Origin of the sequence: Actinocatenispora comari (genome assembly GCF_017312725.1) — a bacterium.
Taxonomy (GTDB): Bacteria; Actinomycetota; Actinomycetes; order Mycobacteriales; family Micromonosporaceae; genus Actinocatenispora; species Actinocatenispora comari.
The window spans coordinates 1-24176 of sequence record NZ_BOPO01000026.1 but is presented as its reverse complement, the minus strand read 5'-3'; the positions used below and the strand labels follow the sequence as shown (position 1 = coordinate 24176).

The window sequence follows — 24176 nt, the reverse complement described above, 5'->3', positions numbered from 1 at the left end:
TTAACCCACGAGGCTGGAGAAGAAGTTACCCACGCCGGTCAGAATGTCGACAATGCCACCGCCGATGGTCTTGGCGACCGTCGCGGCCGAAGTGGGCTTGTAGGCGATGAAGAAAATCAGGAAGGCCAGGCCACCCCAGGTGAGGATCTTCTTGATCATTGTCCCTCCCCGACGTCACATATCGCTACTTAGCGTATCAGCTCAACGCCACACTGTGAATCTTCGGCCTGAATTCACCGGGGTAATCAGTCACGATTCCGGCACCGTGTCACGTCACCCTCCAACACGGTACCCGACGATCCGGGCACGGTCGGTCGCCGCGTACCGCGCCGGTACGCACAGTGTTCGGGCATCCTCGGCGATTCGGCCGACGTCGCTGGTAGGGCCGGATCTGCTCAGCGCACCGCGGACAGGTACGGCGACAACGCTCCGTACACGAGTTCCGCAGGTCGGGAATCGGTGAGATCGTGCAGCACGACGTGCTCGGCGAGCACGTAGCCGGCCGAGGCCGGATGGGCTATCGCGTACAGCCAGAGGCCCTTCGCCTCGCCGACGTAGACGCTGCGGTCGTCGATCGACGGCACCGACCACAGCGGCGTCGGATGGCCACCGGCGATGATCTTGGCGTGCGCCACGTCGGCGGACACCGCCGCGGCGAGCACCGGGCCCGGGTCGGTGCCGTCGATGCCGGCGAACCAGCAGCCGAGCCCCACGCCCGGCTCCTCGGCCACCAGCACGACGTCGGCCGGGCCACCCAGCGGCGCCGGCCCCGAGCAGGCCGAGACGGTCGCCACCGCGCCGGCCGGCACGTCACCCGCCCAGCCGACACCGGTCAGCATCCAGTCCGGCAGCGGCGGCCACGGGCACCACAGCGGTACCCGGCCGCCGGCACGCACCGCGTCCACCTCGGCCGGGCCGACCCGGGCCGGGATCTGCAGCGGCGGCACCGGCCCGTGCCGCGCACAGACCCACTCGCCGGGCCCGGCGTCCGACCGGTGGACCGGCCGTCCGCATCGTGGGCACCTCGCCGCACTCACCCGTCCACGGTGATCGTCCGCATCGGCCCCGTCAAGTCGACACCGCGGGCGCCGCAGGAGAACCGGCCTCCGCGGGCGCGCCACCCGCCGGGCCGGCCGCCGGTGCCGCGTGCTGCCGGATCCAGGCGTGCATGGCGATGCCGCTCGCCACGCCGGCGTTGATCGACCTGGTCGAGCCGTACTGGGCGATCGAACAGACCAGGCTCGCCGCCCGCCGGGCCGGCTGGGACAGTCCCGGCCCCTCCTGCCCGAACAGCAGCAGGCTGCGCCGGGGCAGCGACACCGACTCCAGCGGTACCGACCCGGGCAGGTTGTCGATGCCGACCAGGGTGAGACCCGCCTCCGCCGCGTACCCGAGCAGGTCCTCGATGCCCGGGTGGTACCGGATGTGCTGGTACCGGTCGGTCACCATGGCGCCGCGCCGGTTCCAGCGGCGCCGGCCGACGATGTGCACCTCGCGGGCGAGGAACGCGTTCGCGGTGCGCACCACGGTGCCGATGTTGAAGTCGTGCTGCCAGTTCTCCACCGCCACGTGGAAGTCGTGCCGCCGGGTGTCCAGGTCGGCCACGATCGCCTCGCGCCGCCAGTACCGGTAGCGGTCGACCACGTTGCGCCGGTCGCCGCCGGCGAGCAGCTCCGGGTCGAACCGCGGGTCGTCCGGCCACGGCCCGGACCAGGGGCCCATCCCCACACCGGCGTCCTGTTCGTCGTGCACGCTGACGACGATACGGCGCCTCCGGCACCGGTTCCGCGCCGCCGGACGCCGATCACGAGTTCGCGCCCGACGCGGGTCCTCGACGCGCGTCACGGCCGGCGCACGACGCCGAGCACGGGTCGGCGCACGGCGCCGATCGGCGCCGGTGCGGGTCGGCGCCGGATGCCGGCTCCGGTCAGCGGGCCTGCCCGAACGGGTCGCCGAAGGCGCTGGCCAGCTCGGCCAGGAAGCGCCGCTCCGCCGCGGAGACCGCCTCACCGCCGATACCCAGGAACCCGCCGGACCGGGCCGCCGCGCAGACCCGGTCGGCGATCGCGCCGATCCAGTCCCGGTACGCCGCGGCGTCGGCCGGCGCCGCCTTGGCGGCGAGCACGTCCGCGGCCCGGCGGCAGGCGGCGAGCACCTCGGCGACCCCGCGGGCCCGGTCGTTGAACTCGACCGCCGCCGGCCGCGGCGCCTCCGGGTCGTCGTCGGTCCACAGCTCGGCGGCGACCCGGCGCACCAGCGGGCTGTCCGAGTGCCGGCCGGTCTCGATGGCCCGGTCGCCGGCGAGCCCCTCGTCGATGGTGCGGCGCATCCCGTCCGCCTCGGCAGAGGTCGCCGCGATCACCACCCGCTCCGGCAGCTCGACGAGCAGCTGCCACTCGTGCGGCGTGAAGTCGGTGACGTCCCGGTGCTGCGTCTGACTGGTCATGTTCGCCTCCGCACCCTCGGCTCCGGTCTCAGGATAGAGCCGGAATGTCCGGTGACGGGACGTTCCGAACTCGATGCCAGCACGTCAGGTGTCGGATCGGCGACGTTACGTCAGGATGTCGTGCGGTACACGCGGGTCAGCGGACCAGGTCGCTGCCCCAACCGTCGTAGTCACCGCCGTGCGCCTGCACGACCGCCTGGACCTGCACCGACGCCTCGTCGATGGCGGTGAGCGGCGCGGCCCGTACCGCGGTGAGCGTGACGCCGCCCTCCGGATCGGTGCTGGCGGTGACCCGGTAGCCCAGCGCGCCCAGCTCCTTGCCGGTCGCACCGGCACCGGCCTGGTCGGCGAAGTGCGCCGAGTGCTCGATCGGCCGCGGCACCTCGGCCCGGTCGCCCCGGGCCACCAGCGCCGCCACCAGCGGACGGTTGTAGCTGCGCTGTTCGGCCGCCGGATCCTTGGTGAACACCGTCCGGACGTAGCTCCAGTCCGGATCGGCCTCGGCGTGGCGCACCGGTACTGCCGGGCCGGTCGGCAACTCCGGGCCCGCCGGCAGCTTCCACTCCCCCGGCTCGGCCGGCAGCTGGAACACGAACGTGCACTCACCGGCGCTGATCACCCGGCCCACGTACTGCCCGTCGGCCCGCTTGGCCACCTCGGCCGCCAGCTTGTCCTCGAACACGTACAGCTGGTGCGCCGCACCCGCCGCCGGCGAACCGTCCGGTCGGGTGGCGCCGAACGCGACCCGCACGGTCAGCCGGACCGGCAGCTCCGCGATCGGCGCGGCGGCCACCGCGGCCAGGTCGGCGTGCAGCATCGCGTCGGCCTCCGGCCCGCCCGCGGACGCCGGCACCCGGCCCGGGAAGGTCTGCCAGTCCGGCTCCCAGCTCGGCTTGTTGCGGCGGAACAGCGGCACGACGGCGACTCCCTCGACCTGAGTGGCTGTGGGGGCCGCATGCTCGGCCGCACCGGGCCCGTACGCCCGAAGGTCCCCCACAGCCTCTGAACGATGTCCTGCCCGGGCCGTGCACGGCCCGACGACGCGGCGGCCGGTTCGCGGCCACCGCCGGCAAGTCTGCCGTACCGCGCGCCCGGCCGGCACGACACCCGTCGACCCGGCGGTACCGGCCGGGGCCGCACGCGCGGGAGCAGGCGGCGTGCCAGACTCTGCGCATGCAGGGGCAGATCACCACCCGGGCCGGTACCGACGACGAGGTACCGGACGAGCCACCGGTGCGGCGGCTGAGCCCGCACGGCCGCGCGATCCGGGTCGTGGTGGCGCTCGCCGGCGCGGCGCTGCTGCTGGTGGGCACCCTGGTCGGGCAGGACGACGACTTCCCGTTCGGCCCGTTCCGGATGTACGCGACCGCCGACAAGCTGAACGCACCGGTGCACGACACCCGGCTGCGCGCGGTCGACGCGTCCGGCCGGCACCTGCAGCTCACCGACACCCAGACCGGGTTCCGCCGCGCCGAGCTGGAGGGGCAGCTGCCCCGCATCCAGCGGCACCCGGAGCTGCTCGGCGCGATCGCCACCGCGTACCACCGGCGGCAGCCGGACGCGCCGCGGCTGGTGCGCATCGACGTCGTGGTCCGGCTGCTCGCGCTGCGCGACGGGCGGCCCACCGGCGCCTACACCGAACGTACCGAGGCCACCTGGCGGGCCCGGTGAGCGCGCGGCTCGGCCGGCCCGCCGGCGCGGTGGCGCGGTGGTTCACCAGCCCGGTGCCGCTGGGCCGGATCGCCGCGTTCCGTACCCTCGTCTACCTGTTCGTGGCGGCCGACCTGGTCGTGTTCACGCCGTGGGTACGGCTGCACGCCGACGTGCCGGGCACGCTGTACCAGCCGCTGCTGATCGGCCGGCTGCTGCCGCTGCCCACCCCCGGCTGGCTGCTGACCACCGTGCTGTTCTGGGTACTGCTGGCCGCCGCGCTGCTGGCCGCCACCGGACGCGCACCCCGGCTGCTCGGCTGGCTGGTCTTCGCGCTGTACCTGGAGTGGATGCTCGTCGCCATGAGCTACGGCAAGGTCGACCACGACCGGTTCGACCTGCTGGTGGCGCTGGCCGTACTGCCGACCGTCGGCGCGGCCCGGCACGGCGACACGACCCGGTCGGAGAAGGCCGGCTGGGCGCTGCGCTGCACGCAGCTCGCCGTGGTCGCCACCTACTTCCTGTCCTCCTGGGCGAAGTTCCGGTTCGGCGGGCTGGAGTGGCTGACCGGCGCCACCATGGCCCGCGCCGTGCTGCGCCGCGGCACCGAGCTCGTCGAGTGGTCCACCCACGTACCGCACCTGCTGGTCGTGGTGCAGTTCCTGATCGTCGCGTTCGAGCTGACCACCCCGATCGTGTTCCTGCTCCGCGGTCGCTGGTACTACCTGCATGTCACGCTGATGTACGCGTTCCACCTGATGGTGTTCGCCGCGGTGACGATCAGCTTCGTCCCGCACCTGATCGCGATGACGAGCTTCCTGCCGCTGGAGCGGGTCCGCCCGGTGCGCTGGGCGGCCCGGCTGCTGCGCGGCCGTACCGCTCCCCCACTGGCGGAGTGACCCACCCCGCCCCACCCCGCCCGGCCTGGCACGGGACGGGCGGCGCGGGACGGTCAGGGGCGGTCGGCGGCGGGGAGCGCGCAGGCCGCGGTCCCGCCGGGCATCAGGTCACGGTGCCGGGAGATCCACCGGTACACCGGCCAGGCCAGCCAGCGCACCGGCGGCGCACCGAGCACCACCCCCAGCGGCCGCCAGAACGAACCGGCGTCGCGCAGCAGCCGGGCGATCGCGTCCGGCCCGGAGGCGACGCCGGCCGCGTCGATCCACTGCACCGACTCGTCGACCTGCCGCTGGCTGACGCCCAGCGCGTCGAGGTCGACCCGCTGCCAGGGCAGCACCGCGGCCCGGGTCGGGATGTGCCGCTCGATGAACCCCGCGCAGCTCGAGCAGAACGCGCAGTCGCCATCGAACAGAAACGTGGGGCGATCGCCGGTCATACCGCCAATCCTGCCCCTCTTCACCGCCGCCGGCCACCGATCCCGCCGGTGTCGCCCGACACCGCCCCCGGAAGCGACCGCGCCGGCCGGATCTGCGGTTTCGGTGGACGATCGATCGAACGTGTGTTCGAATGGAGGGCATGCGTTGGGAACAGCAGCGGGCCGACCATCTCGCCGAGCAGGCGCTGCCGCTCGGCCTGCCCGATCCGTCGGCGCAGCGACGCGGCTCGGGTCGGGCCGGGCTGCAGCTCGCCCCGACCGGTCCGGTCATCGCCGGCACCGACGACGCGATGGCGATCGAGATCCAGGCCAAGTCGCTGATCAACCGCGTCCCGGGCGAGTCCGCCATGCCGTTCCGCTGGACCATCAACCCCTACCGAGGCTGCACCCACGCGTGTGTGTATTGCCTGGACGGCGCGACGCAGGTGCTGCTCGCGGACGGGCGCTCGCGTCCGATCGCCGAGTTGCAGGTCGGCGACGAGATCTACGGAACCCGTCGCGACGGCGTTTACCGGAGGTACGTCCCGACTCAGGTGCTGGCGCACTGGCGAACCGTCAAACACGCGTACCGGGTCACCCTCGCGGACGGCACGACCATCGTGGCCAGTGGCGATCACCGTTTCCTGACCGAGCGCGGCTGGAAGCACGTCCGCGGCGCGATGAACGGCGCCGCACGACGGCCGTACCTGACCACCGGCAACTCGCTGATGGGCATCGGATCGCTCCCCGTCCCGGTCGATGCGGGGCCGGACTATCGCCGCGGGTACCTGTCCGGGATCGTCCGAGGCGACGGCACCAGTTCGCGACGCGACGATGTGGCCCGCACCCGGGAGCTCATCGCCTATCCGGCGGCCACGACGGCGGAGTGGGATCGCGGTTTCCTTGCGGGCGTCTTCGACGCGGAGGGGAGCCACAGCCAGGGCATCTTTCGCATCGCCAACACCGACCCCGAGCTCATCGGCCGGGCCAGCGCGGCGCTGCGACGATTCGACTTCGACCCCGTCGTCGAGCGGCGAGACCGAGCCGACAGCCTCCAGTACGTGCGGATTCGGGGCGGTCTGCCGCAGCGGATGCGCTTCTTCGCACTGACCGATCCGGCGATCGACCGCAAGCGCGCGCTGAGCGGAACCGCGGTCAAGTGCGCGGCGGACCTGCGGGTCGTCTCGATCGAGGATCTCGGCGAGGAACGCGAGATGTACGACATCACGACCGGGACCGGGGACTTCGTCGCCAACGGCGTGATCAGCCACAACTGCTTTGCGAGGAATACGCATACTTATCTCGATCTGGACGCGGGGCACGACTTCGACTCGAAGATCATCGTGAAGGTCAACGCGGGGCCGCTGTTGCGGCGCGAGCTGGCCTCGCCGCGGTGGTGCGGTGAGCCGATCGCGATGGGCACCAACGTCGATCCGTACCAGCGGGTCGAGGGGCGCTACCGGCTGATGCGGGAGATCCTCGGCGCGCTGCGCGACCACGCCAACCCGTTCTCGATCCTGACCAAGGGCACGCTGATCCAGCGCGACCAGGATCTGCTCACCCAGGCCGCGGCGACCACCGACGTGTCGGTCGCGTTCTCCATCGGGTTCCTGGACGAGGCGCTGTGGCGGCTGGTCGAGCCGGGCACCCCGGCACCGTCTCGTCGACTCGATCTGGTCCGCCGGTTCACCGACGCGGGCATCGGCTGCTCGGTGCTGATGGCACCGATCCTGCCCGGTCTCACCGACCAGGAGGCCGAGCTGGACCGCACCGTGGCGGCGCTGGTCGATGCCGGCGTCACCAGCATCACGCCGATCGTGCTGCACCTGCGGCCGGGCGCCCGCGAGTGGTACCAGTCGTTCCTGGAGCGGCACTTCCCGCGGCTGGTCCAGCCGTACCGGCGGCTCTACCGCAACGGCAGCTACGCACCCGCCGCCTACCAGCGCACCGTCGTCGCCCGGGTGCGGTCCGCCTGCCGCCGGCACGGCCTGCCGGACCGCTCCGCCGAGAACTTCCGGGACGTCGGCGAGGCCGCACCGGGCGCGCCGCCGGCAGGGCGGCCGGCGGAGCAGTTGCGACTGGTCTGACGCCAGGGCCGGATGCCGCGGGCGGACGGCGACGCCGACCGCCCGCGGCCTGCCGCGACACTGCCCGGTCTGGGGCGGAAACGTCCGTGCCGCGAGCGTCGACGTGCACGCGGCAGGTAGCCTCGGGCGCACCCCCAGAAGACTCGCGTCTGCCGTCGGGCGCACGTGGGTTGCGCTCCGCACGGGGCTGGCACGGAAGGACACACCGATGAGCTGGCCAACGCCCCAGGGCGAGCCACCGGGCGGCCCCTACTACGACGAGCAGCCCTACTCGCCGTACGCGCTGCCCGCCGGGAGCGAGCCCCCGCCGTACGGGCCGCCGCCGCCCTACGGCCCGCCCCCGCCGTACGGTCAGGCCGGCTACGGCTACCAGGTGCAGTCGACCACCACGAACTCGATGGCCATCGCCTCGCTGGTCTGCTCGCTGTGCGGCGCCTTCGTGGTCCCGATCATCGGGTCGGTTCTCGGCATCATCTTCGGGCACATCGCGAAGAAGCAGATCAAGCTGTCCGGCGAGCAGGGCGACGGGATGGCGACCGCCGGCCTGATCGTCGGCTACATCTTCGCCGGGCTGTACGTGCTGGGCTGCCTCGGTTACATCGGCATCGTGGTGCTGGCGATCGGTGCGGCGAGCACCAGCAGCTACGACAGCGGCTCGGACGGCTACAGCTTCGTCCTGCCGGTGCTCACCAGCCTGTTCGGCGGCTGATCCGGTTCGTGTCGCCGGTGCTCACCGGCCTGTGCGGGGCTGATCCGGCCGGCAGGCGGTCGGCTCAGCCGCGGTAGTGCGACTCGCGGATGCTGTTGCCACCGTCGACCACGATCAGCTGCCCGGTGACGTACGAGGCGGACGGGGTGCACAGGAAGGCGATCACGGCGGCGACCTCGTCGGCGGTGCCGGGCCGTCCCATCGGCGTGTCGAGACCCTGCCGCAGTTCGGTGAGGGTGGACGCGTCGGTGTGCACCAGCCCGGGTGCGACCGCGTTGACGGTGACGTTGTCGGCGACCAGTTCCATCGACAGCGCCCGGGTCAGGCCGAGCACGCCGGCCTTGGCCGCGGCGTACGCGCCCTCGGTGGGCATGGCGTTGATCGGGCCCTCGGTGGCGGACACGCTGACGACCCGGCCCCAGCCGCGCTCGGCCATCGCCCCGACGACCGCCCGGCTCATCAGGAAGGCGCTGGTCAGGTTGCGGTCCAGTTCGGCCCGCCACTGCTCGTGGCTGAGCTGGGTGACCGGCCGGAACACCTCCGGGCTGGTCTTGGAGGCGAGGCCGGCGTTGTTGACCAGCACGTCGACGTCGCCGAGCTGGTCGGTGACCGCGTCGGCGAGCGCGCCGACCTCGGACTCGTCGGTGAGGTCGGCGACGAAGCCGGTGGCGCCGAGTTCCTTGGCCCGGTCGTGGATGCGGCGGGTAGTGGACACGATCGCCACCTGGGCACCCATCGCGGCCAGCCGGCGCGCGGTGGCGAAGCCGATGCCGTTGGGGCTGCCGGCGCCGGTGACCAGGGCGGTGCGCCCGGTGAGGTCGTCGGTGAGCGGAGCCGGGAGGTCCTGCCTCGTCTGGTCGGTCATGCCGTGATCCTCCCTTTTCCGTGCGTGGCGGCGCAACGACCCGCGCGGCCCTTCTCCGCGGTAGTGCGAACCTACGGGGTCCGGCCCGGTCCGGTCCGGCGTTTGGTCGCGCCGGTGGCATCCGGTCGCCGGGTCGGCCGTCCCGGTGAACCGCGGTGGCGGGAGTGGACCGGGTGCGGTACGACGGTGCGTGTGGCGCCGCCGCGCGAAGCGCCGCGGACCGGCGGCCCCGATCGGAGAACTGCGGGTGAATCATGGCAACCGACCCAGAAGCCGAGCCGACCGCACGGGCGGCACGTGGCTGCGCGTTGACACCGGCCGAGGGCGCGGTGCTGGCCGGCCTGGCGGCCGCGACGGTACGTCATCGCCTGCTCGGCGCGGAGCCGGCGCTGGCGCCGCCCGGTGACCCGGTGCTGGCGGAGCGGGGCGCGTCGTTCGTGACGCTGGAGCGGCGCGGTCGGCTGCTCGGGTGCATCGGTTCGCTGCAGCCGGTGCGGCCGCTGTTTCTGGACGTGGCCCGCAACGCGGGCCGGGCGATGCGCGATCCGCGGCTGCCTCCGGTGTCCGCGGACGACTGGCCGGAGTTGGACGTCGAGGTGTCGGTGTTGACGCCGGCCGAGCCGCTGGCGGTGGCCGGCCGGGCGGAGCTGCTCGCGGCGCTGCGCCCGGGCGTCGACGGGCTGGTGCTGACCGACGGTGTGCGGCGTTCGACGTTCCTGCCGGCGGTGTGGGCGAAGATCGCCGATCCGGCGGTGTTCCTGGACCGGCTGCTGGTCAAGGGTGGCTGGGCGGCCGGCGGGTGGCCGACGGGGCTGGCCGCGAGCCGGTACCGCACGGTCGAGTTCCACGATCGTGCGCCGCGCGGCCCGCTCGGCGCGTGACGGAGGCGGCGCGGCTGACTGCCGGGCCCGGATCGGTCAGGATGGTGCGGTGACGAACTCCCCGGAGGAACCGGTACCGCTGGTCGTCGAGGCGATGCGGAAGGCGTCGGTGGCGTGGCTCGCCGAGCTGCCGGGCCGGCCGCCGGAGCGGGCCAGCACGGTGTGGTGCGCGTGGCTGGACGGCGCGCTGTACGTGGTGTCCGGGCCGGGCGAGCAGTCGGTGCCGGGGCTGGCGGAGGCGCGGCGGTGCACGGTGACCGCGCGCGGCGACAGCGGCGGGCGGATCGTGACCTGGCCGGCGACGGTGGGGCGGGTCGAGCCGGGCGGCGAGGAGTGGGAGCGGGTGGTGCCGCAGCTCGCGGCGAAGCGGCTGAACCTGCCGGCGAACGAGGACACCGGCGCGCGCTGGGCGGCCGAGTGCGTGGTGTCGCGGCTGACGCCGGCCGGTGCGCCGGGGCCGCTGCCGGACGGTTCGCTCGCCGCACCGGCGGCGGAGACGCCCGCGGCGCGGCGCACCGCGACCCCGTTCCACCTGCACCGCACGCCCCGCCGCCGCTGACCGGTGGCGACCCGGCCGCCAGCGCGGCTCTCGCCGGCGGTTGCCGCGCCGGGCCGAGCGTCGTCGGCCCGGCGCCGCGGTGGGGTTCAGCGGGGTGGTTCGCGCAGTTCGCCGGCGGCGACGGGGACGACCTCGCCGGAGACCCGGCAGCGGGTGGCGCGGCCGGCCACCGCGGTGACCTCACCCTGCAATGTGGACGGTCGGCCCATCTCGACGCCCTGCCGGACGGTGTAGCCGGTGACGCCGTCGGCCGGCAGCAGCCCGACCGCCACCAGGTACGCGCCGTGCGCCAGCGCCGCCGATCCGGTCGCCGGGTCCTCCGCCACGCCGAGGTCGCCGGCGAACACCCGGGCCCGGGAGGTGGCGCTGGCCGGGTCCCAGGCGCTGACCGAGATGGTGTGCGCCACCGCGCGGATCCTCGCCACCTCGGGCACGGTGCGGGCCAGCGCGTCCGGCCGCACCAGCAGGTGTACCGAGTCGATTCCGGTACCGGCGAGCCGGGGCGCCGGGCCGGCCAGGTCGGCGGCGGTCAGCCCGACGGCGTCGAGGTAGGGCGCCGGGTCGAGTTCGGGCCCGACGCTCGGCTCGCCGCCGGTGAGCGTGGCGCGCTCCGCGGTCGCCTCGATCGGCAGGTTGCCCGCGCCGCACTCCTGGACCAGCGGCCCGGGCGCGAGCCGGCCGAGCCGTACCAGGGTGGTGGCGGTGCCGACGCTGGGATGCCCGGCGAACGGCAGCTCGCTCTGCGGGGTGCAGATCCGCACCCGGTAGCTGCCACCGGCGGCCGGCGGCAGGACGAACGCGGTCTCGGACAGGTTGAACTCGCCGGCGATCGACAGCAGCTGGGCGTCGTCCAGCGAGTCGGCGCCGAAGACCACGGCGAGCGGGTTGCCAGCGTAGGGCCGGTCGGTGAACACGTCGACGATCTCGTACCGAAGCATGCCGAAACCGTAGGCCGCCGGCTCGGGTCGGCACAGGGCCACTCCGAGCACGGTGGACCCTGCGCGTGCACCCGCGAGTACCGGAGCAGCGCGTGCGTACCCGCCGAAGGCGCGGGACGGGGGCGTTGCCGTCCCGACTCGGTGGGCGACGGCGGCGCGGTCGCGAGCCGGCGCGGCCCGCCGTGCTCTCGGCCACCAAGTCGTTAGGCTGACGGCGTGGCAGCGGCGACCAGGGTGTACGTGGCGCGCCTGGCCGGCATCGTCGTGTACGACCCGAACGGCGACCAGGTCGGCCGGGTGCGCGACGCGGTGATCCGGATGCGCCCGGGCAACGCGCCGCCGCGGGTGGTCGGCCTGGTGGTCGAGATCGGGGTCCGGCGCCGGATCTTCGTGCCGATCGGCCGGGTCACCACGATCGAGGCGGACGCGGTACTGCTGTCGACCGGCACCCTGAACCTGAAGCGGTTCGAGAAGAAGCCGGGCGAGGCGCTGGTGCTGGAGGACCTGCTGGACCGGCGGGTCAGCGTCACCGAACCGGGCAGCGACCCCCGGCCGGGCAGTGTGGTTGACGTCGGGATGGAGCAGGAGCGCTCCGGTGAGTGGTCGCTGCGCCGGCTGGCGGTGCGCGCGACCCCGACCCATCTGGGCCGGCGCGGTCATCTGCGCCAGGTCGACTGGGAGCAGGTCACCGGGCTGTCGGACGCGGCCGGCGAGCAGGGCACCGCGAACCTGCTCGCCGTGCTCGACCAGATGCGCGCCGCGGACCTGGCGAACACGCTGCAGGACCTGTCCGGCCGGCGCCGGCTGGAGGTGGCCGGCGCGCTGCACGACGACCGGCTGGCCGACGTGCTGGTGGAGCTGCCCAACGACGACCAGGTGGAGATCCTGGAGTCGCTCGGCGTCGAGCGCGCCGCGGACGTCCTGGAGTCGATGGATCCGGACGACGCGGCGGACGTGCTGGCCGAGCTGCCCGAGCCGGAGAAGGACGAGCTGCTCGCGCTGATGGAGCCGGCGGAGGCGGCGCCGGTGCGGCGGCTGATGGACTACGCGGCCGGTACCGCCGGGTCGATCATGACGACCAATCCGGTGATCCTGCTGCCGGACGTGACGATCGCCGAGGCGCTGGCTGCGATCCGGGAGCCGAAGCGCTCGCCGGTGGTCGCGGCGCAGGTGTTCGTCAGCCGGGCGCCGGCGGCGACGCCGAGCGGCCGGTTCCTGGGCATGGTGCACTTCCAGCGGCTGCTCCGGGAGCCGCCGTCGGATCTGGTCGGCGGCGTGGTGGTGGACGACCTGGATCCGGTCGGGCCGCAGACGCCGATCGCCGAGGTGACCCGACAGATGGCGACCTACGACCTGGTCGCGATGCCGGTGGTGGACGAGCTGAACCGGCTGGTCGGCGTGGTGACGGTGGACGACGTGCTCGACCACCTGCTGCCCGAGGACTGGCGGGACCGGGACCGTGCCTGACGGGGAGCGGCCGGTGCGCGGCCGGCTGGATCAGCCGCGGGTGCCGGGCCGGTTCCGGCTGCCGCGCTGGGACGCGGACACGTTCGGCCGGTTCGCCGAGGCCGCCGCCCGGTTCATGGGTACCGCCCAGTTCATCGTGGTGATGACGGTGGTGGTCATCCTGTGGGTGAGCGTCAACCTGATCGGGTTGGCCGGGCTGCGCTGGGATCCGTACCCGTTCATCCTGCTCAACCTGTTCTTCTCCACCCAGGCGTCGTACGCGGCGCCGCTGATCCTGCTGGCGCAGAACCGGCAGGACGACCGGGACCGGATCCAGGCCGACGCCGACCGCCGCCGGGCCGCGGCGCAGAAGGCGGACACCGACTACCTGGCCCGGGAGATCGCCGCGCTGCGGATCGCGCTGAGCGAGGTGGCCACCCGCGACTTCGTCCGCTCGGAGCTGTCCCGGCTGATCGAGGAGATCGACCGCCGGGACCCGCCGAATCCGGTACCCGCGGCCACGCCGGAGCCGTGACGGCGGACCGCGTCCGCGCCGACACGGTGCGTCGCGGTTGCAGTGGCGTGCGTAACCGGAATCCGGTGTCGTCTCCCACATCGGTCCCGAACCACTGAACGCAGCAGCAGGTCGCCGCCACTCTGGAAGGGTCCCGAGGTACGGCCACGACCACCGATGCGCCGGCCTCCCCTACCCCCCGAGAGGACGACGGTGCCCCCCGACGAGACCCGAGCCGCCACCGGTGAGCCCGCGACTCGCAGCAAGCGGCGCCGGATCGAGCTGTCCGGGGTACAGATCGTCGCGTCGGTCGCCGCGGCCGTCTCGGCCGCGGTCGCCGCGTCCGCGCTCGGCGTCGCCGGCACCGTCGTGGGTACCGCTCTGGTCAGCGTCGTCGCCACGGTCGGCAACGCGCTGTACACCGCGTCGCTCAAGCGCGGCAAGGAGACGCTGAAGGACGCGCAGGTCAAGGTGCTGCGCCGGAACGGCGCCACCCGGGCCGCCCCCGGCGACGCCCGGGCCGCGATCGGCAGCGGCGCCGCCGCCCTCGCCGGCGCCACGACCGCCGAGACCAGCCGTACCGTGCCTCCGAGCACCGGTACCGGGCCGGCCCCGGGCCGGGGCACCGCGCCGGTACGGGGCGCCCGGACCGGCCAGGGCATCGCCACGGTCGGCGGTGCGCCGGCGCTCGGGCGGGCCGGCGCTGGGCAGGCCCAGGTCGTCTCGGCGACGGCACGGATACCCAGCCAGCCGTTGCGGGCCGCGGTCCCGCAGCCCGACGGCAGCGAACCGACCCGCCCGCTCGACCCGAACGACGAGGCCACCCGCCCGCTCGACACACACGGCGAGCCGACCCGACCGCACGGCGGACGCACCGTACCGACCGGACCGCTCGACGAACCGACCCGACCGCTCGACACACACGGCGAGCCGACCCGACCGCACGGCGGACGCACCGTACCGACCGGACCGCTCGACGAACCGACCCGACCGCTCGGCGCGAACGACGAACCGACCCGGCCGCACGGCACGAACGACGAGCCGACCCGACCGCTCGGCGCCGGCGACGAACCGACCCGACCGCTCGGCGAAGCGAGCGAGCCACTCGGCCCGCGCGACGAGGCCACCCGCCCGCTCGGCGGTGGCGCGGAGCCGGCGCGGCCCGGCGCGAGCGCGGCCGACGCCGCCGGCCCGGCCAGGGGCAGCGGGGCGGGCCGGCCGGGCGGCGTGTACGGGGCGCCGCGCCGGCGACCGCTCCCCCGGCGTGCGGCGATCCTGGTCGGCAGTGCCGCGCTGATCTTCGTGCTGGCGTTCGGCGCGTTGACCGGGATCGAGGCGCTGATGGGCACGTCGTTCTCCGCGCTGTGGGGACACGGCGACAGCGGCAGCACCGCCGGCGCGGTGCTCGACGGCGGCAGTCACCACGGACGGTCGACCGACGGGTCCGACGACACCGGCGGCAACGGCCACTCCGCCGGCCCGACCGGTTCGCACTCGCCGAGCCCGAGCGACAGTGCGCGGCCGGACCAGCACCCGAGTACCGGGCCGACGCGCACCGGCGCGCCGACCCCGACGCACAGCACGGCGCCGTCGCCGACCGAGGCTCCGACCAGCGAGGCGCCGACGTCGCCGCCGGCCAACCCGCCGGCCAGCGCGGGCGCCGACGACGCCAACTGACCCTCGCCCCGCGCGGCGATCGCGCAGCCGCGGCCGACCCCGGACCTGCGCCGGGCGCGTCGGGCACGACTCGCCGGCCACAGGTCCTGGATTCGGGCCGGAGGTCCGGCAGGAGTACCCGATCCGCCGGCGGGTCAGGCGGGACGGGCCGTGGCGGTGAACGGCAGCCGGGTGCCCATCAGGGTGGCGTCGGGCAGTTCGGCCAGCGGCTGCCAGCCGCGGCGCAGGTAGAGCCGCCGGGCGGGCGTGTCGTACTGCCAGGTGGACAGCAGCGCGGCCGGGTGCGGCAGGTCGGCGAGCAGCGCGTCGTGCAGGGCGCCGCCGAGACCGCAACCCTGGCTGGCCGGCAGTACCGCGAGCTCCACCAGCTCGAAGTGGCCGCCGAGCCAGCCGCGGACCACCGCCGGCGGGGCGAGGTCGGCGACCCGGTCGGTCCAGTACTGCCCGGGCGCGCCCTGGTAGCCGTAGCCGAAGCCGGTCAGCTCGTCGCCGTCGAGGGCGACGACGCAGCGGAAGTCGTCCCGGCCGGCGTGGATCGGCAACGACCGGTGCCGGAACGCCGCGGTGTCCTCGTCGGTCTCGCCGTACGCGGCGAACGCGACCCCGTACACGGCGGCCAGCCGGTCGGCGTTGGCCACCACCTCGTCGGCGGACCACGTCACGATCTCGCGGCTCACCGGCACCACCCCCGTCCGGTACGGCCCGGGCACGGTGCCGCGCCGGAGCCGAGACGACGGCCGCGTGCCCCAAGGGGTGGAAAGGGCACGCGGCCGGTTGCCGTCATCTTGGCTCAGCCGTCGAGCCGCGTCCAGCCAACCAGCGAAATCCGTGCCGCGTCGGCGGAGCGGCGCGAGTCGAACAGCACGCCGTGGCGCCCCAGTACGGTGACGTCGTCGACGTACACGCCGCGGCCCTGCGAGTTGGTGTCGGTGGCGTAGAGCCAGCGCAGCGCCGTGGTGCCGGCCGGTACCTGCGCGGTGCCGGACAGCCAGCGCCGCCCGCCGTACCCGTTGACCGAGCCGTCCCCGGCGGTCCAGGACCACGGCCCGCCGGCGAGGTCGCAGCTCAGCCCGGTGAAGTCGGTGCCGTTGCCCGACGCCTGCAGGGTGAGGAAGTCCGACAGCGGCTCGGTGTCGTACCAGAGGCGGAACCGCAGCGTGGTCGCCCCGTCCGGAACCGGCACGGTGAGCGTGCTGTCCGCGTGGTCGGTGCGGCTGTAGTAGGCGTGGTGGGTGTCCCGTACCGGCAGCGCCAGCCCGAGGTCGTCGGCGGCGACCCGGCGGGAGATGTTGTTGGAGCCCCAGTCGCGGCTCGGGTGCACCCGGTTGGTGAGCAGGATGACGAACGAGTGCGACAGCGGGTCCACCACGATCGAGGTGCCGGTGTAGCCGGTGTGCCCGAAGGTGACCGGCGAGCCGAGCGCACCCATGTACCAGTTGAGGCCGAGCTCCCAGGCCAGCCCGTGCGTGTCGTACGGGAACTGGGCGCCGTTGTAGTCGTGCAGCATCAGCCGCACGGTCTCGTCCTTCAGGATCCGGGCCCGGCCGTACCGGCCGCCGTTGAGGTACATCTGGGCGAAGATGGCGAGGTCGTGGGTGGTGGAGAAGACGCCGGCGTGGCCGGCGACGCCGCCGAGCGCCCAGGCGTTCTCGTCGTGCACCTGGCCCCAGACGAGCCCGCGGTCGGCCCACGGCTCGTACTCCTCGGCCGCGACGCGGTGCTGGAGCGCGGCGGGCGGGTTGTACATGGTGTCGTGCAGGCCGAGCGGCTCGGTGATGTGCTCGCGGACGTACCCGTCGAGGCTCTGGCCGCTGATCGTCTCGACGATCAACCCGAGGGTGAGGAAGTTGAGGTCGGAGTAGACGTACTGGGTGTCCGGCGGCGCCGACGGCGTGGTGTCCAGGATCGCCGCCTTGCGCTCCGGGATCGTCTGGTAGCCGGCCCACAGCGACGGGATCGGGTCGGGGATCAGCCCGCTCGTGTGGGTGAGCAGGTTGCGCACGGTGATGTCGGACTTGCCGTGCGAGGCGAACGCCGGCAGGTAGGTGACGACCGGCGCGTTCAGGTCGACCTTGCCCTGCTCGATCAGCTGCATCACCGAGGTGGCGGTGAACAGCTTCGACATCGAGGCGAGGTCCCAGATGGTGTCGGTGGTCGCGGCGATGCGCTGGTCGGCGGGCAGCTCCACCACGGTGGTGCCGTCGAGGGTGTAGCGCACCGCGTCGCCGACCGCGGCGTGCTGCACGATCACGCCGTCCTTGACGGCGATGACCGCGGCGCCCGCGTACATCGGGTGGCTGGGGTTCTCCGGGGTGGTGGTCAGGTAGCGGGCGAGGTCGTCCGGCATCCCCTGGACGGTGTCGCCGACCAGGCCGGCCTGGCCGGGGCGGCCGGTGCGCAGGGTGCGGCCGGGGCTGAACCGGATGTCGGCCTCGGTGGCGGTGGGTGGGTCGCCCCGGTGGCCGACGGGCGCGGCCTCGGCGGCGGCGCCGGGCGCGAGGGCGCCGGTACCGCCGAGGGCGATGGCGGCGGCTCCACCGGCACCGCCGAGCAGCAGCGACCGTCGGGAAACCGATGACCGTCGGGAAATCTCGGACATGCGTGTCCTCCATCCGTCCAGATACCGAAGGAATCCTGCACCAGTCGAATGGGCCAGGTAAACCCTTTCCGCGGGCTTTCCCCCTCGCCGGCGCGGTCCGGGATCGGAACATCCCACCAGGGAACGGTACGAGTCGGTCACCGCGGGCCGGCCGCCGGCATCCGGGCGCGGGTGACGAGCCGCGGGTCACGTCGACCTCGGCGGGCGAACCGCGAACGGGCTCGTAGCATGGGGAACATGTCCGCCCCTGCCATTGCCGAGCTCGAACCGCAGATCCGCACCGCGCTGTCGAAGGTGCAGGATCCGGAGATCCGCCGCCCCGTCACCGAGCTGGACATGGTCCGCTCGATCGACATCGACGCGGACGGCGGCGTCACCGTCGGCCTGCTGCTGACCGTCGCCGGCTGCCCGCTGCGCGACACCCTGCAGTCCGACATCTCGCGCGAGGTCGGCGCGGTGCCGGGCGTCTCCTCGGTCCGGGTCGACTTCGGCGTGATGACCGAGCAGCAGCGTCGCGACCTGCAGTCCAAGCTGCGCGGCGGCGCGGGCGGCGGCGAGCCGGTCATCCCGTTCGCCCAGCCCGGCTCGCGCACCCGGGTGTACGCGGTGGCCTCCGGCAAGGGTGGCGTCGGCAAGTCGAGCGTGACGGTCAACCTGGCCGCGGCGCTGGCCGCGCGCGGCCTGTCGGTCGGCGTGGTCGACGCGGACATCTACGGCCACTCGGTGCCGCGGATGCTCGGCGTCACCGACCGCCCGACCCGGGTCGAGGACATGATCATGCCGCCGCAGGCGACGCACGGCCTGAAGGTCATCTCGATCGGGATGTTCACCCAGGGCAACGCGGCGGTGGTGTGGCGCGGCCCGATGCTGCACCGGGCGCTCACCCAGTTCCTCGCCGACGTGTACTGGGGCGATCTGGACGTGCTGCTGCTCGACCTGCCGCCGGGTACCGGCGACGTGGCGATCTCCATCGCCCAGCTGCTGCCCACCGCCGAGCTGCTGGTGGTGACCACGCCGCAGCTGGCCGCCGCCGAGGTGGCCGAGCGGGCCGGCGCGATCGCGCTGCAGACCCATCAGCGGTTGGTCGGCGTGGTGGAGAACATGTCCTGGCTGGAGCTGCCGTCCGGGGAGCGGATGGAGGTCTTCGGTGCCGGCGGTGGCGCCCGGGTCGCCGAGACGCTGTCCACCACGATCGGCGCCGAGGTGCCGCTGCTGGGTCAGATCCCGCTGGACACCCGGGTACGGGAGGCCGGCGACGCCGGCGACCCGGTGGTGCTGTCCGATCCGGAGTCGCCCGCCGCGGTGGCGCTGTCGGCGGTGGCCGAGCGGCTCGCGGTGCGCCGGGAGAGCCTGGCCGGCCGTTCGCTGGGGCTGTCCCCGGCCTGATCGCCCGTTCCCTGCGGGCCCGTCTCGAAGTACCCGGGTCGCGGCCCCGGCCGCGGGATCGTCATCGGTCATTCGGTCGGAGCTGACGCGAGCAGCCCGAAAACGTCGGGGGTCCGTCGTAGACTCGGCGCCCTGATCGGCCGAGGTGGCCGAGTCGATGCCCGGGGGGACGCGTGACCAGCGACACCGTGGTCGCGGAGCGGTTCGAGCCGCACCGCACGGAGCTGACCGGATACTGCTATCGCATGCTCGGCTCGGCGTTCGAGGCCGAGGACGCCGTGCAGGAGACGCTGGTCCGCGCCTGGCGCGGATTCGGCTCGTTCGAGGGGCGCGCGTCGGTGCGCACCTGGCTCTACCGCATCGCCACCAACGTCTGCCTCGACATGGTGAAGGGCACCCAGCGCCGGGCCCGGCCGATGGATCTGACCAACAACTGGTCCGGTGGCTCCATCCCCGACGCGCTGCCCGAGGCGACCTGGATCGGCCCGGCGCCGGACGACCGGATGCTGCCGGAGTCCGGCGATCCGGCGGAGCTCGCCGCGCACCGCGACTCGGTCCGGCTCGCGTTCGTGGCGGTGCTGCAGGCGCTGCCGCCACGGCAGCGGGCGGTGCTGATCCTGCGCGAGGTGCTGGCGTTCCCGGCCTCGGAGGTCGCCGAGCTGCTGGACACGACGGTGGCCAGCGTCAACAGTGCGCTGCAGCGGGCCCGGGCGACCATGGCCGAGCGCGACGACGCCGAGCCGGTGAAACCGCTCGACGACGTGCAGCGCGATCTGCTCGCCCGCTACCTGACCGCCTTCGAGCAGTACGATCTGGCGTCGCTGACCGCGCTGCTGCGGCAGGACGCGATCATGTCGATGCCACCGCTGCCGCTGTGGCTGTCCGGCCGCGCCGACATCCTCGACTGGTTGCGCGGGCCGGGCTCGGAGTGCCAGGGGTCCCGGCTGATCCCGGCCAGCGCGAACGGTTCGGCCGCCTTCGGTCAGTACCGGCCGAGCCCGGGCGGCGGGCACGCGCCGTGGGCGCTGCAGATCATCGAGACCAACGGCGACAGCATCACCGCCTGGCACAGCTTCCTGGACACCGAGCGGCTGTTCCCGCTGTTCGGTCTGCCGGCCCGGCTCGACTGACGGTCAGGTGGCGTCGACGTCGAAGCGGGGGCGGCGGCGCGAGCCGGAGTCGACCGCCGGCGCGTCGTCCTCGTCGTTGAGTGCCGAGTTGAGGTCGAGGGAGCCGGCGGTGTCGCTGGCCTCCGAGTAGACCTCCTTGAACGGCCGCAGGATCGCGTCCTGGTCGTCCTCGGACAGGATGTGCTTGCGCACGAACGTCTTCGGGTGCAGGTCTTCCAGCGAGATGTCGGTGCCGAGCTCGCGGGAGAGGTCGCCGGTGGCGTTGGTGGCCATCCGGCGCAGCTGCCGGATCATGTTGACCCCGTCGGAGATCAACTTCGGCAGCTTGTCCGGGCCGAAGATGAACAGGCCGATGAGGACGAGCACCAAGATCTCCGGCCAGCCGAGACTGTCGAACATCCACGCTCCTCACCCTGCGGGCCCGGGGTCGTCGCGAACCCCGGGCAACGCACCCACCTTACGCACCGCGCCGGCCGGTGTGGGAGTCCGCGGTCGGTGGCATTCTCCGACGCGGTCGCCCGGCGAACCCGGCACCGGCGACGAACCGGAGGTATCGGGTCGCCGGTACCGGTCAGTTCGGGGTGGCGGCGCCGAGGGTGATGTTGGCGCTGTGCTTGCCACCGTCCCGCGCGTACTCGACCGGGACGACCGTGCCGGGTGCGTCCTTGCGCACGAACGCGATCAGGTCGGTACCGGAGCCGACGAGCTGGCCGTCGTAGCGCACGATCACGTCGCCGTCCTTGAGCCCGGCCTTGTCGGCGGGGCCGCCGCCGACGACCTTGTTGATCCGCGCCCCGGCGGTGCTGTCGTACGAGCTGTCCACGGTGGCGCCGATCACGGTGCGGCGGGCCTTGCCGGTCTGGATGATGTCGTCGGCGACCCGTTTGGCCTGGTTGATCGGGATCGAGAAGCCCAGGCCGATGTTGCCGCCGCTGTTCTCGTCCGAGCCGGACTCGTCCGCGGTGCGGATGGCGGTGTTGACGCCGATGACCCGGCCGGCGCCGTCCAGCAGCGGACCGCCCGAGTTGCCGTGGTTGATGGCGGCGTCGGTCTGGATCGCCGCCATGTACGCCTCGCTGCTCTCGTCCTTGCCGGTGATCACCGGCCGGTCGAGGTCGCTGATGATGCCGGTGGTGACGGTGTTGGACAGCCCGTACGGCGCGCCGATCGCGATCACCGGGTCACCGACCGCGATCCGGTCGGAGTCGCCGAACTTGATCGGGGTCAGCCCGCTCTTGTCGACCTTGAGCACCGCCAGGTCGGACTCCGGGTCGGTGCCCTTGACGGTGGCGTCGGCCGTGGTGCCGTCGGAGAACGCGACCTTCAGCTCGCCGCCGGAACCGGCCGCCGCGACGTGGTTGTTGGTCAGGATGTAGCCGGACGAGGAGATGACGAAGCCGGAGCCGTTGCCCTCCACCTTGTCGGTCCGGATCAGGATCGTCACCACGCTCGGCAGCGCCTTCTTGACCACCGCCGACACCGACTCCGGGGCCCGGTCGGCGGCCTTGGGCTTGTCGGTCGCGGAGGCGCCGAGCACGCCGTGGCCGGTGCCGCCGCCGGCGGCGCCGAGGTAGCCGAGCGCGCCGCCCAGCGCGCCGGCCAGCAACGCCACCACGATCGTCACCGCCAGCCCGACCGAACGGCGGGGCGCCGCGCCGGGCGCCGGCGGGTCGGGGACCGGATCGAGCGGCGGCCCCGGCTCACCGTTGGTCTGGTGCAGCAGTACCGCCGGGGTCTGCGGGTTCCGCCACGGATCGTGGCCGCCGCCGCTGGACCACCAGGCCGACGAGGGCTGGGGTGGGGACGATGGTTGCGGCGTCGGGGGCTGCGGCGCGCCGCCCGGCCACGCGGTCGGTGGGCGCTGCCCGCCACTCGACCACTGCGGGTCGGGGAAACCGGTCGTGCTGCCGTCGGTCACCCTTGGTCCACCTCTCCCCAGTGTCCGGGTATCCCGGTCGTGCACGCGGTGAGCGTGCGGTGGCACCGTGTTCGCCCGCGTCGGACAGCCCGGTGGCGCCGTATTCCAGGATTACACGTCATGGCATCCCCGAGTCGGACGGATCATTCCTTAGGCTCTAGGCCATGGCCACCCTGGGACCGCAGAGCCACGTTTTCGCCGAGTCGTACGTTGCCGAAGACTACGTACTGGCGGACGCCCGTGCCCGTTCGACCGAGATCGGCGTCGATCCGGTGGATACCGGTACCGGCGCCGCACTGCGCCTGCTCACCGCGGCAGCGGGTGCTCGGGCGGTGGTCGAGGTCGGTACCGGGGTCGGCGTCAGCTCGGTCTGGCTGCTGCGCGGCATGCGCCCGGACGGCGTGCTCACCACCATCGACCTGGAGCCGGAGCACCAGCGGCAGGCGCGGCTGGCGTTCCGGGAGGGCGGGTTCACCCCGTCCCGGACCCGGCTGATCGCCGGCCGCGCGCTGGACGTGCTGCCGCGGCTGGCCGACGGCGCGTACGACATGGTGTTCGTCGACGGCGACCGGGCCGAGTACCCGCAGTACGTGGCGGAGGCGTACCGGCTGCTGCGGCCGGGCGGCGTGGTGGCGGTGGCCGGCGCGCTCGGCGGCGGCCGGGTGCCCGACCCGGCCGCCCGCGACCCGCAGAGCGTGACGCTGCGCGAGCTGGCCAAGTCGGTACGCGACAGCGACGACTGGCTGCCCGCGCTGCTCCCGGTCGCCGACGGTCTGCTCGCCGCCGTCCGCACCCACGGCACCCGCTGAGCGTGACGGTCGGCGCGGTGAGCGTGGGGAGGGCCGGCAGCGCGACACCGTCGACGACCACCCGCGCCGGCCGTCGGCGCCGCGTCGCTGGAGGGCGGATCGGATGTGTCAACATCTGAGCAAAGTGATCTTGCGAATAGATCAGGTTGTGGGCTTTCGGCACACTTGCCAGGTGCTCGACTCAACACCTCCGGCGCGAACCCGCACCGCCGTCGCCTGCCAGTACCACGGTTGCCGCCAGGCGGCCGCGATGGTGGAGCTGCTCCCGGGCCCCGGCGACCACGCCACCCTGATGGTGTCCGGCTTCGGCGCGACCGACGTGGCGGAACCGCTGGCCGACGAGCGGCTGGCGCACCGGGTCCGGTCGGCGGACGACGACCTGCCCGGCGTGCTGTACGACCGGGACCCGGCCTGGGCGCCGTACTTCTGCCCGGTCTGCGAGCGCTCCTACTGCACCGACCACTGGCGCGGCTCGCGCTGCCCCTACGGCCACTGACCCGCCGCGGCGGCCGGCCCTCGTTCGGCGCGACGATCGGCCCGGCCCGAACGGCAGGGACCACTGTCCGCGGCGGCCAGGCACCGGCGCGACCACCGCGGTGATCGCCCGCCGGTCCGCCGCCCGTGGCCACGGCGGCCGGGTGCCGGCGCTCTCCGTGCTCGGGTGGGGTCAGTCCAGGTGGCGGAGGTGGGGCCAGAGGGTGGCCCAGGGGGCGGTGCGGCCGGTGCAGTAGAGGACGGGGCGGCCCTGCTCCTCGTTGTCGACGCCGACGCCGTTGTCCAGCCGGGCGCGTACCTCGCAGCGCGCGAAGACGCCGGGCAGGTCGCCCGGGTCCAGGCCGACGACCACGGCGGCGGTGGCGGTGGACGGCGGCGGGCCCTGCTCCCACAGCTCGTTCTGTCCGCTGTGGACAGCAGGTAGCCCGGTGCCGAACCGGGCGAGCGCCCCGGCCTCGCCGTAGTTGGCGGCGAGCAGCGTGGTGGCGGCCTTGTCTGGCACCGCCCGGTAGACCGCCTCGACCTGCCGCACGTACGCCGGCCAGCCGACCGCGTCGCGCATGGTCGGGTTGAGTGCCGGGATCGGGGTCTGCCCGGCCACGCGTACCGGGAGCACCGGCAGCGAGATCAGCACCGCGATCACCGCGTCCACCGCCACCGCGGCCGCGGCCAGCCGCAGCCAGCGGCGCCGCCGCGCGCCCGGCAGCCGCCCGCCGGCAGCCGCGGGCCGGCCCGCGGTGTCGGCGCCGTCG

24 protein-coding genes and 2 pseudogenes are annotated in these 24176 nt (G+C 73.8%); 13 read left to right on the top strand and 13 right to left on the bottom strand.

The annotated features are described in order from the left end of the window. From NUM_RS09495 to NUM_RS09475, 5 genes and pseudogenes are all read right to left on the bottom strand, one after another. Entirely contained in the window at positions 1-159 is a 159-nt protein-coding gene (locus NUM_RS09495; protein ID WP_169745903.1) for a hypothetical protein, read from the bottom strand. Positions 160-395: 236 nt separating this feature from the next. Next, positions 396-1037, bottom strand: coding sequence for a DUF6758 family protein (locus NUM_RS09490; RefSeq protein WP_308440560.1), 642 nt, complete (start codon positions 1035-1037; stop codon positions 396-398). A gap of 97 nt (positions 1038-1134) precedes the next feature. Next, positions 1135-1722, bottom strand: a pseudogene (locus tag NUM_RS09485) (TrmH family RNA methyltransferase); the annotation flags it as partial. Positions 1723-1927: 205 nt separating this feature from the next. Beyond that, positions 1928-2446, bottom strand: a complete 519-nt coding sequence (locus NUM_RS09480; RefSeq protein WP_207124433.1) for a hypothetical protein — start codon at positions 2444-2446, stop codon at positions 1928-1930. Between the two features lie 136 nt (positions 2447-2582). Beyond that, a complete protein-coding gene (locus NUM_RS09475; RefSeq protein WP_207124432.1) occupies positions 2583-3362 on the bottom strand; it encodes a DUF695 domain-containing protein in 780 nt (259 codons plus the stop codon). Between the two features lie 257 nt (positions 3363-3619). On the opposite strand from NUM_RS09475, the gene NUM_RS09470 reads away from it, so the two are divergent. Both NUM_RS09470 and NUM_RS09465 read left to right on the top strand, forming a co-directional pair. Continuing rightward, positions 3620-4117 carry a hypothetical protein gene (locus NUM_RS09470; protein WP_225918455.1) on the top strand — a complete coding sequence of 166 codons (498 nt, stop codon included), beginning with the start codon at positions 3620-3622 and terminating at the stop codon, positions 4115-4117. Next, positions 4114-4995, top strand: a complete 882-nt coding sequence (locus NUM_RS09465) for an MFS transporter permease (RefSeq protein ID WP_225918454.1) — start codon at positions 4114-4116, stop codon at positions 4993-4995. Before NUM_RS09470 ends, NUM_RS09465 begins: the two co-directional genes overlap by 4 nt. Positions 4996-5048: 53 nt before the next feature. Here NUM_RS09465 and NUM_RS09460 read toward each other — a convergent pair whose 3' ends face one another. Further along, complete coding sequence (locus NUM_RS09460; protein ID WP_207124431.1) at positions 5049-5432, bottom strand: thiol-disulfide oxidoreductase DCC family protein; 384 nt, start codon at positions 5430-5432, stop codon at positions 5049-5051. Between the two features lie 131 nt (positions 5433-5563). On the opposite strand from NUM_RS09460, the gene NUM_RS09455 reads away from it, so the two are divergent. Beyond that, the gene (locus NUM_RS09455) at positions 5564-7498 is read left to right on the top strand and encodes an intein-containing Rv2578c family radical SAM protein (protein ID WP_308440559.1); all 1935 of its coding nucleotides are present in this window, start codon (positions 5564-5566) and stop codon (positions 7496-7498) included. A gap of 208 nt (positions 7499-7706) precedes the next feature. Continuing rightward, positions 7707-8207 (top strand): DUF4190 domain-containing protein, encoded by a 501-nt coding sequence (locus NUM_RS09450; protein WP_207124429.1) that lies wholly within the window; start codon positions 7707-7709, stop codon positions 8205-8207. Between the two features lie 64 nt (positions 8208-8271). Here NUM_RS09450 and NUM_RS09445 read toward each other — a convergent pair whose 3' ends face one another. Beyond that, the gene (locus NUM_RS09445; RefSeq protein ID WP_051802789.1) at positions 8272-9072 is read right to left on the bottom strand and encodes an SDR family NAD(P)-dependent oxidoreductase; all 801 of its coding nucleotides are present in this window, start codon (positions 9070-9072) and stop codon (positions 8272-8274) included. Positions 9073-9326: 254 nt separating this feature from the next. Here NUM_RS09445 and amrA point away from each other — a divergent pair, with 254 nt between their 5' ends. Together amrA and NUM_RS09435 are read left to right on the top strand one after the other, a co-directional pair. Beyond that, positions 9327-9953 carry an AmmeMemoRadiSam system protein A gene (gene amrA, locus NUM_RS09440; RefSeq protein WP_207124428.1) on the top strand — a complete coding sequence of 209 codons (627 nt, stop codon included), beginning with the start codon at positions 9327-9329 and terminating at the stop codon, positions 9951-9953. Positions 9954-10002: 49 nt separating this feature from the next. After that, entirely contained in the window at positions 10003-10512 is a 510-nt protein-coding gene (locus tag NUM_RS09435; RefSeq protein WP_225918453.1) for a hypothetical protein, read from the top strand. 86 nt (positions 10513-10598) lie between these two features. Here the strand turns inward: NUM_RS09435 and NUM_RS09430 are convergent, their stop codons facing one another. Then, on the bottom strand, positions 10599-11450 hold the full coding sequence (locus NUM_RS09430; RefSeq protein ID WP_207124427.1) for a PhzF family phenazine biosynthesis protein: 852 nt from the start codon (positions 11448-11450) through the stop codon (positions 10599-10601). A gap of 216 nt (positions 11451-11666) precedes the next feature. Between NUM_RS09430 and NUM_RS09425 the strand changes: the two genes are divergently transcribed. The 3 genes from NUM_RS09425 to NUM_RS37655 all read left to right on the top strand — a co-directional run bounded on the left by NUM_RS09425 (position 11667) and on the right by NUM_RS37655 (position 15087). After that, the gene (locus tag NUM_RS09425; RefSeq protein WP_207124426.1) at positions 11667-12917 is read left to right on the top strand and encodes a magnesium transporter MgtE N-terminal domain-containing protein; all 1251 of its coding nucleotides are present in this window, start codon (positions 11667-11669) and stop codon (positions 12915-12917) included. Next, complete coding sequence (locus NUM_RS09420) at positions 12910-13431, top strand: DUF1003 domain-containing protein (protein WP_370466950.1); 522 nt, start codon at positions 12910-12912, stop codon at positions 13429-13431. Before NUM_RS09425 ends, NUM_RS09420 begins: the two co-directional genes overlap by 8 nt. A 192-nt stretch (positions 13432-13623) precedes the next feature. Next, on the top strand, positions 13624-15087 hold the full coding sequence (locus NUM_RS37655) for a hypothetical protein (protein ID WP_207124425.1): 1464 nt from the start codon (positions 13624-13626) through the stop codon (positions 15085-15087). Positions 15088-15221: 134 nt separating this feature from the next. Here NUM_RS37655 and NUM_RS09410 read toward each other — a convergent pair whose 3' ends face one another. Together NUM_RS09410 and NUM_RS09405 are read right to left on the bottom strand one after the other, a co-directional pair. Beyond that, the gene (locus tag NUM_RS09410; protein ID WP_207124424.1) at positions 15222-15764 is read right to left on the bottom strand and encodes a GNAT family N-acetyltransferase; all 543 of its coding nucleotides are present in this window, start codon (positions 15762-15764) and stop codon (positions 15222-15224) included. Between the two features lie 113 nt (positions 15765-15877). After that, positions 15878-17686 carry a serine hydrolase gene (locus NUM_RS09405; protein WP_207124423.1) on the bottom strand — a complete coding sequence of 603 codons (1809 nt, stop codon included), beginning with the start codon at positions 17684-17686 and terminating at the stop codon, positions 15878-15880. Between the two features lie 237 nt (positions 17687-17923). On the opposite strand from NUM_RS09405, the gene NUM_RS09400 reads away from it, so the two are divergent. Next, positions 17924-19072 carry an Mrp/NBP35 family ATP-binding protein gene (locus tag NUM_RS09400; RefSeq protein WP_207124422.1) on the top strand — a complete coding sequence of 383 codons (1149 nt, stop codon included), beginning with the start codon at positions 17924-17926 and terminating at the stop codon, positions 19070-19072. A gap of 173 nt (positions 19073-19245) precedes the next feature. Next, complete coding sequence (locus NUM_RS09395) at positions 19246-20202, top strand: sigma-70 family RNA polymerase sigma factor (protein ID WP_207124421.1); 957 nt, start codon at positions 19246-19248, stop codon at positions 20200-20202. Between the two features lie 3 nt (positions 20203-20205). Here the strand turns inward: NUM_RS09395 and NUM_RS09390 are convergent, their stop codons facing one another. Continuing rightward, positions 20206-20601: a Sec-independent protein translocase subunit TatB gene (locus NUM_RS09390; RefSeq protein WP_207124420.1), complete on the bottom strand. Its 396-nt coding sequence runs from the start codon at positions 20599-20601 to the stop codon at positions 20206-20208. A gap of 172 nt (positions 20602-20773) precedes the next feature. Then, positions 20774-22120, bottom strand: a complete 1347-nt coding sequence (locus NUM_RS09385; RefSeq protein WP_207124419.1) for a S1C family serine protease — start codon at positions 22118-22120, stop codon at positions 20774-20776. A 164-nt stretch (positions 22121-22284) separates the two neighbouring features. Between NUM_RS09385 and NUM_RS09380 the strand changes: the two genes are divergently transcribed. Beyond that, positions 22285-22929, top strand: a complete 645-nt coding sequence (locus NUM_RS09380; protein WP_207124418.1) for an O-methyltransferase — start codon at positions 22285-22287, stop codon at positions 22927-22929. 250 nt (positions 22930-23179) lie between these two features. Then, positions 23180-23425 carry a hypothetical protein gene (locus tag NUM_RS09375; protein WP_207124417.1) on the top strand — a complete coding sequence of 82 codons (246 nt, stop codon included), beginning with the start codon at positions 23180-23182 and terminating at the stop codon, positions 23423-23425. Between the two features lie 171 nt (positions 23426-23596). Here NUM_RS09375 and NUM_RS09370 read toward each other — a convergent pair. Beyond that, positions 23597-24176 (bottom strand): annotated as a pseudogene (locus NUM_RS09370) (hypothetical protein); the annotation flags it as partial.

Bases quoted from the DNA above. Each gene is read 5' to 3' on its own strand.
- NUM_RS09380 (WP_207124418.1), top strand. From the start codon at position 22,285: ATGGCCACCCTGGGACCGCAGAGCCACGTTTTCGCCGAGTCGTACGTT.
- NUM_RS09375 (WP_207124417.1), top strand. From the start codon at position 23,180: ATGGTGGAGCTGCTCCCGGGCCCCGGCGACCACGCCACCCTGATGGTG.
- NUM_RS09480 (WP_207124433.1), bottom strand. From the start codon at position 2,446: ATGACCAGTCAGACGCAGCACCGGGACGTCACCGACTTCACGCCGCAC.
- amrA (WP_207124428.1), top strand. From the start codon at position 9,327: ATGGCAACCGACCCAGAAGCCGAGCCGACCGCACGGGCGGCACGTGGC.
- NUM_RS09455 (WP_308440559.1), top strand. From the start codon at position 5,564: ATGGAGGGCATGCGTTGGGAACAGCAGCGGGCCGACCATCTCGCCGAG.
- NUM_RS09495 (WP_169745903.1), bottom strand. From the start codon at position 159: ATGATCAAGAAGATCCTCACCTGGGGTGGCCTGGCCTTCCTGATTTTC.
- NUM_RS09390 (WP_207124420.1), bottom strand. From the start codon at position 20,601: ATGTTCGACAGTCTCGGCTGGCCGGAGATCTTGGTGCTCGTCCTCATC.
- NUM_RS09430 (WP_207124427.1), bottom strand. From the start codon at position 11,450: ATGCTTCGGTACGAGATCGTCGACGTGTTCACCGACCGGCCCTACGCT.
- NUM_RS09405 (WP_207124423.1), bottom strand. From the start codon at position 17,686: ATGTCCGAGATTTCCCGACGGTCATCGGTTTCCCGACGGTCGCTGCTG.
- NUM_RS09445 (WP_051802789.1), bottom strand. From the start codon at position 9,072: ATGACCGACCAGACGAGGCAGGACCTCCCGGCTCCGCTCACCGACGAC.
- NUM_RS09460 (WP_207124431.1), bottom strand. From the start codon at position 5,432: ATGACCGGCGATCGCCCCACGTTTCTGTTCGATGGCGACTGCGCGTTC.
- NUM_RS09450 (WP_207124429.1), top strand. From the start codon at position 7,707: ATGAGCTGGCCAACGCCCCAGGGCGAGCCACCGGGCGGCCCCTACTAC.
- NUM_RS09400 (WP_207124422.1), top strand. From the start codon at position 17,924: ATGTCCGCCCCTGCCATTGCCGAGCTCGAACCGCAGATCCGCACCGCG.
- NUM_RS09470 (WP_225918455.1), top strand. From the start codon at position 3,620: ATGCAGGGGCAGATCACCACCCGGGCCGGTACCGACGACGAGGTACCG.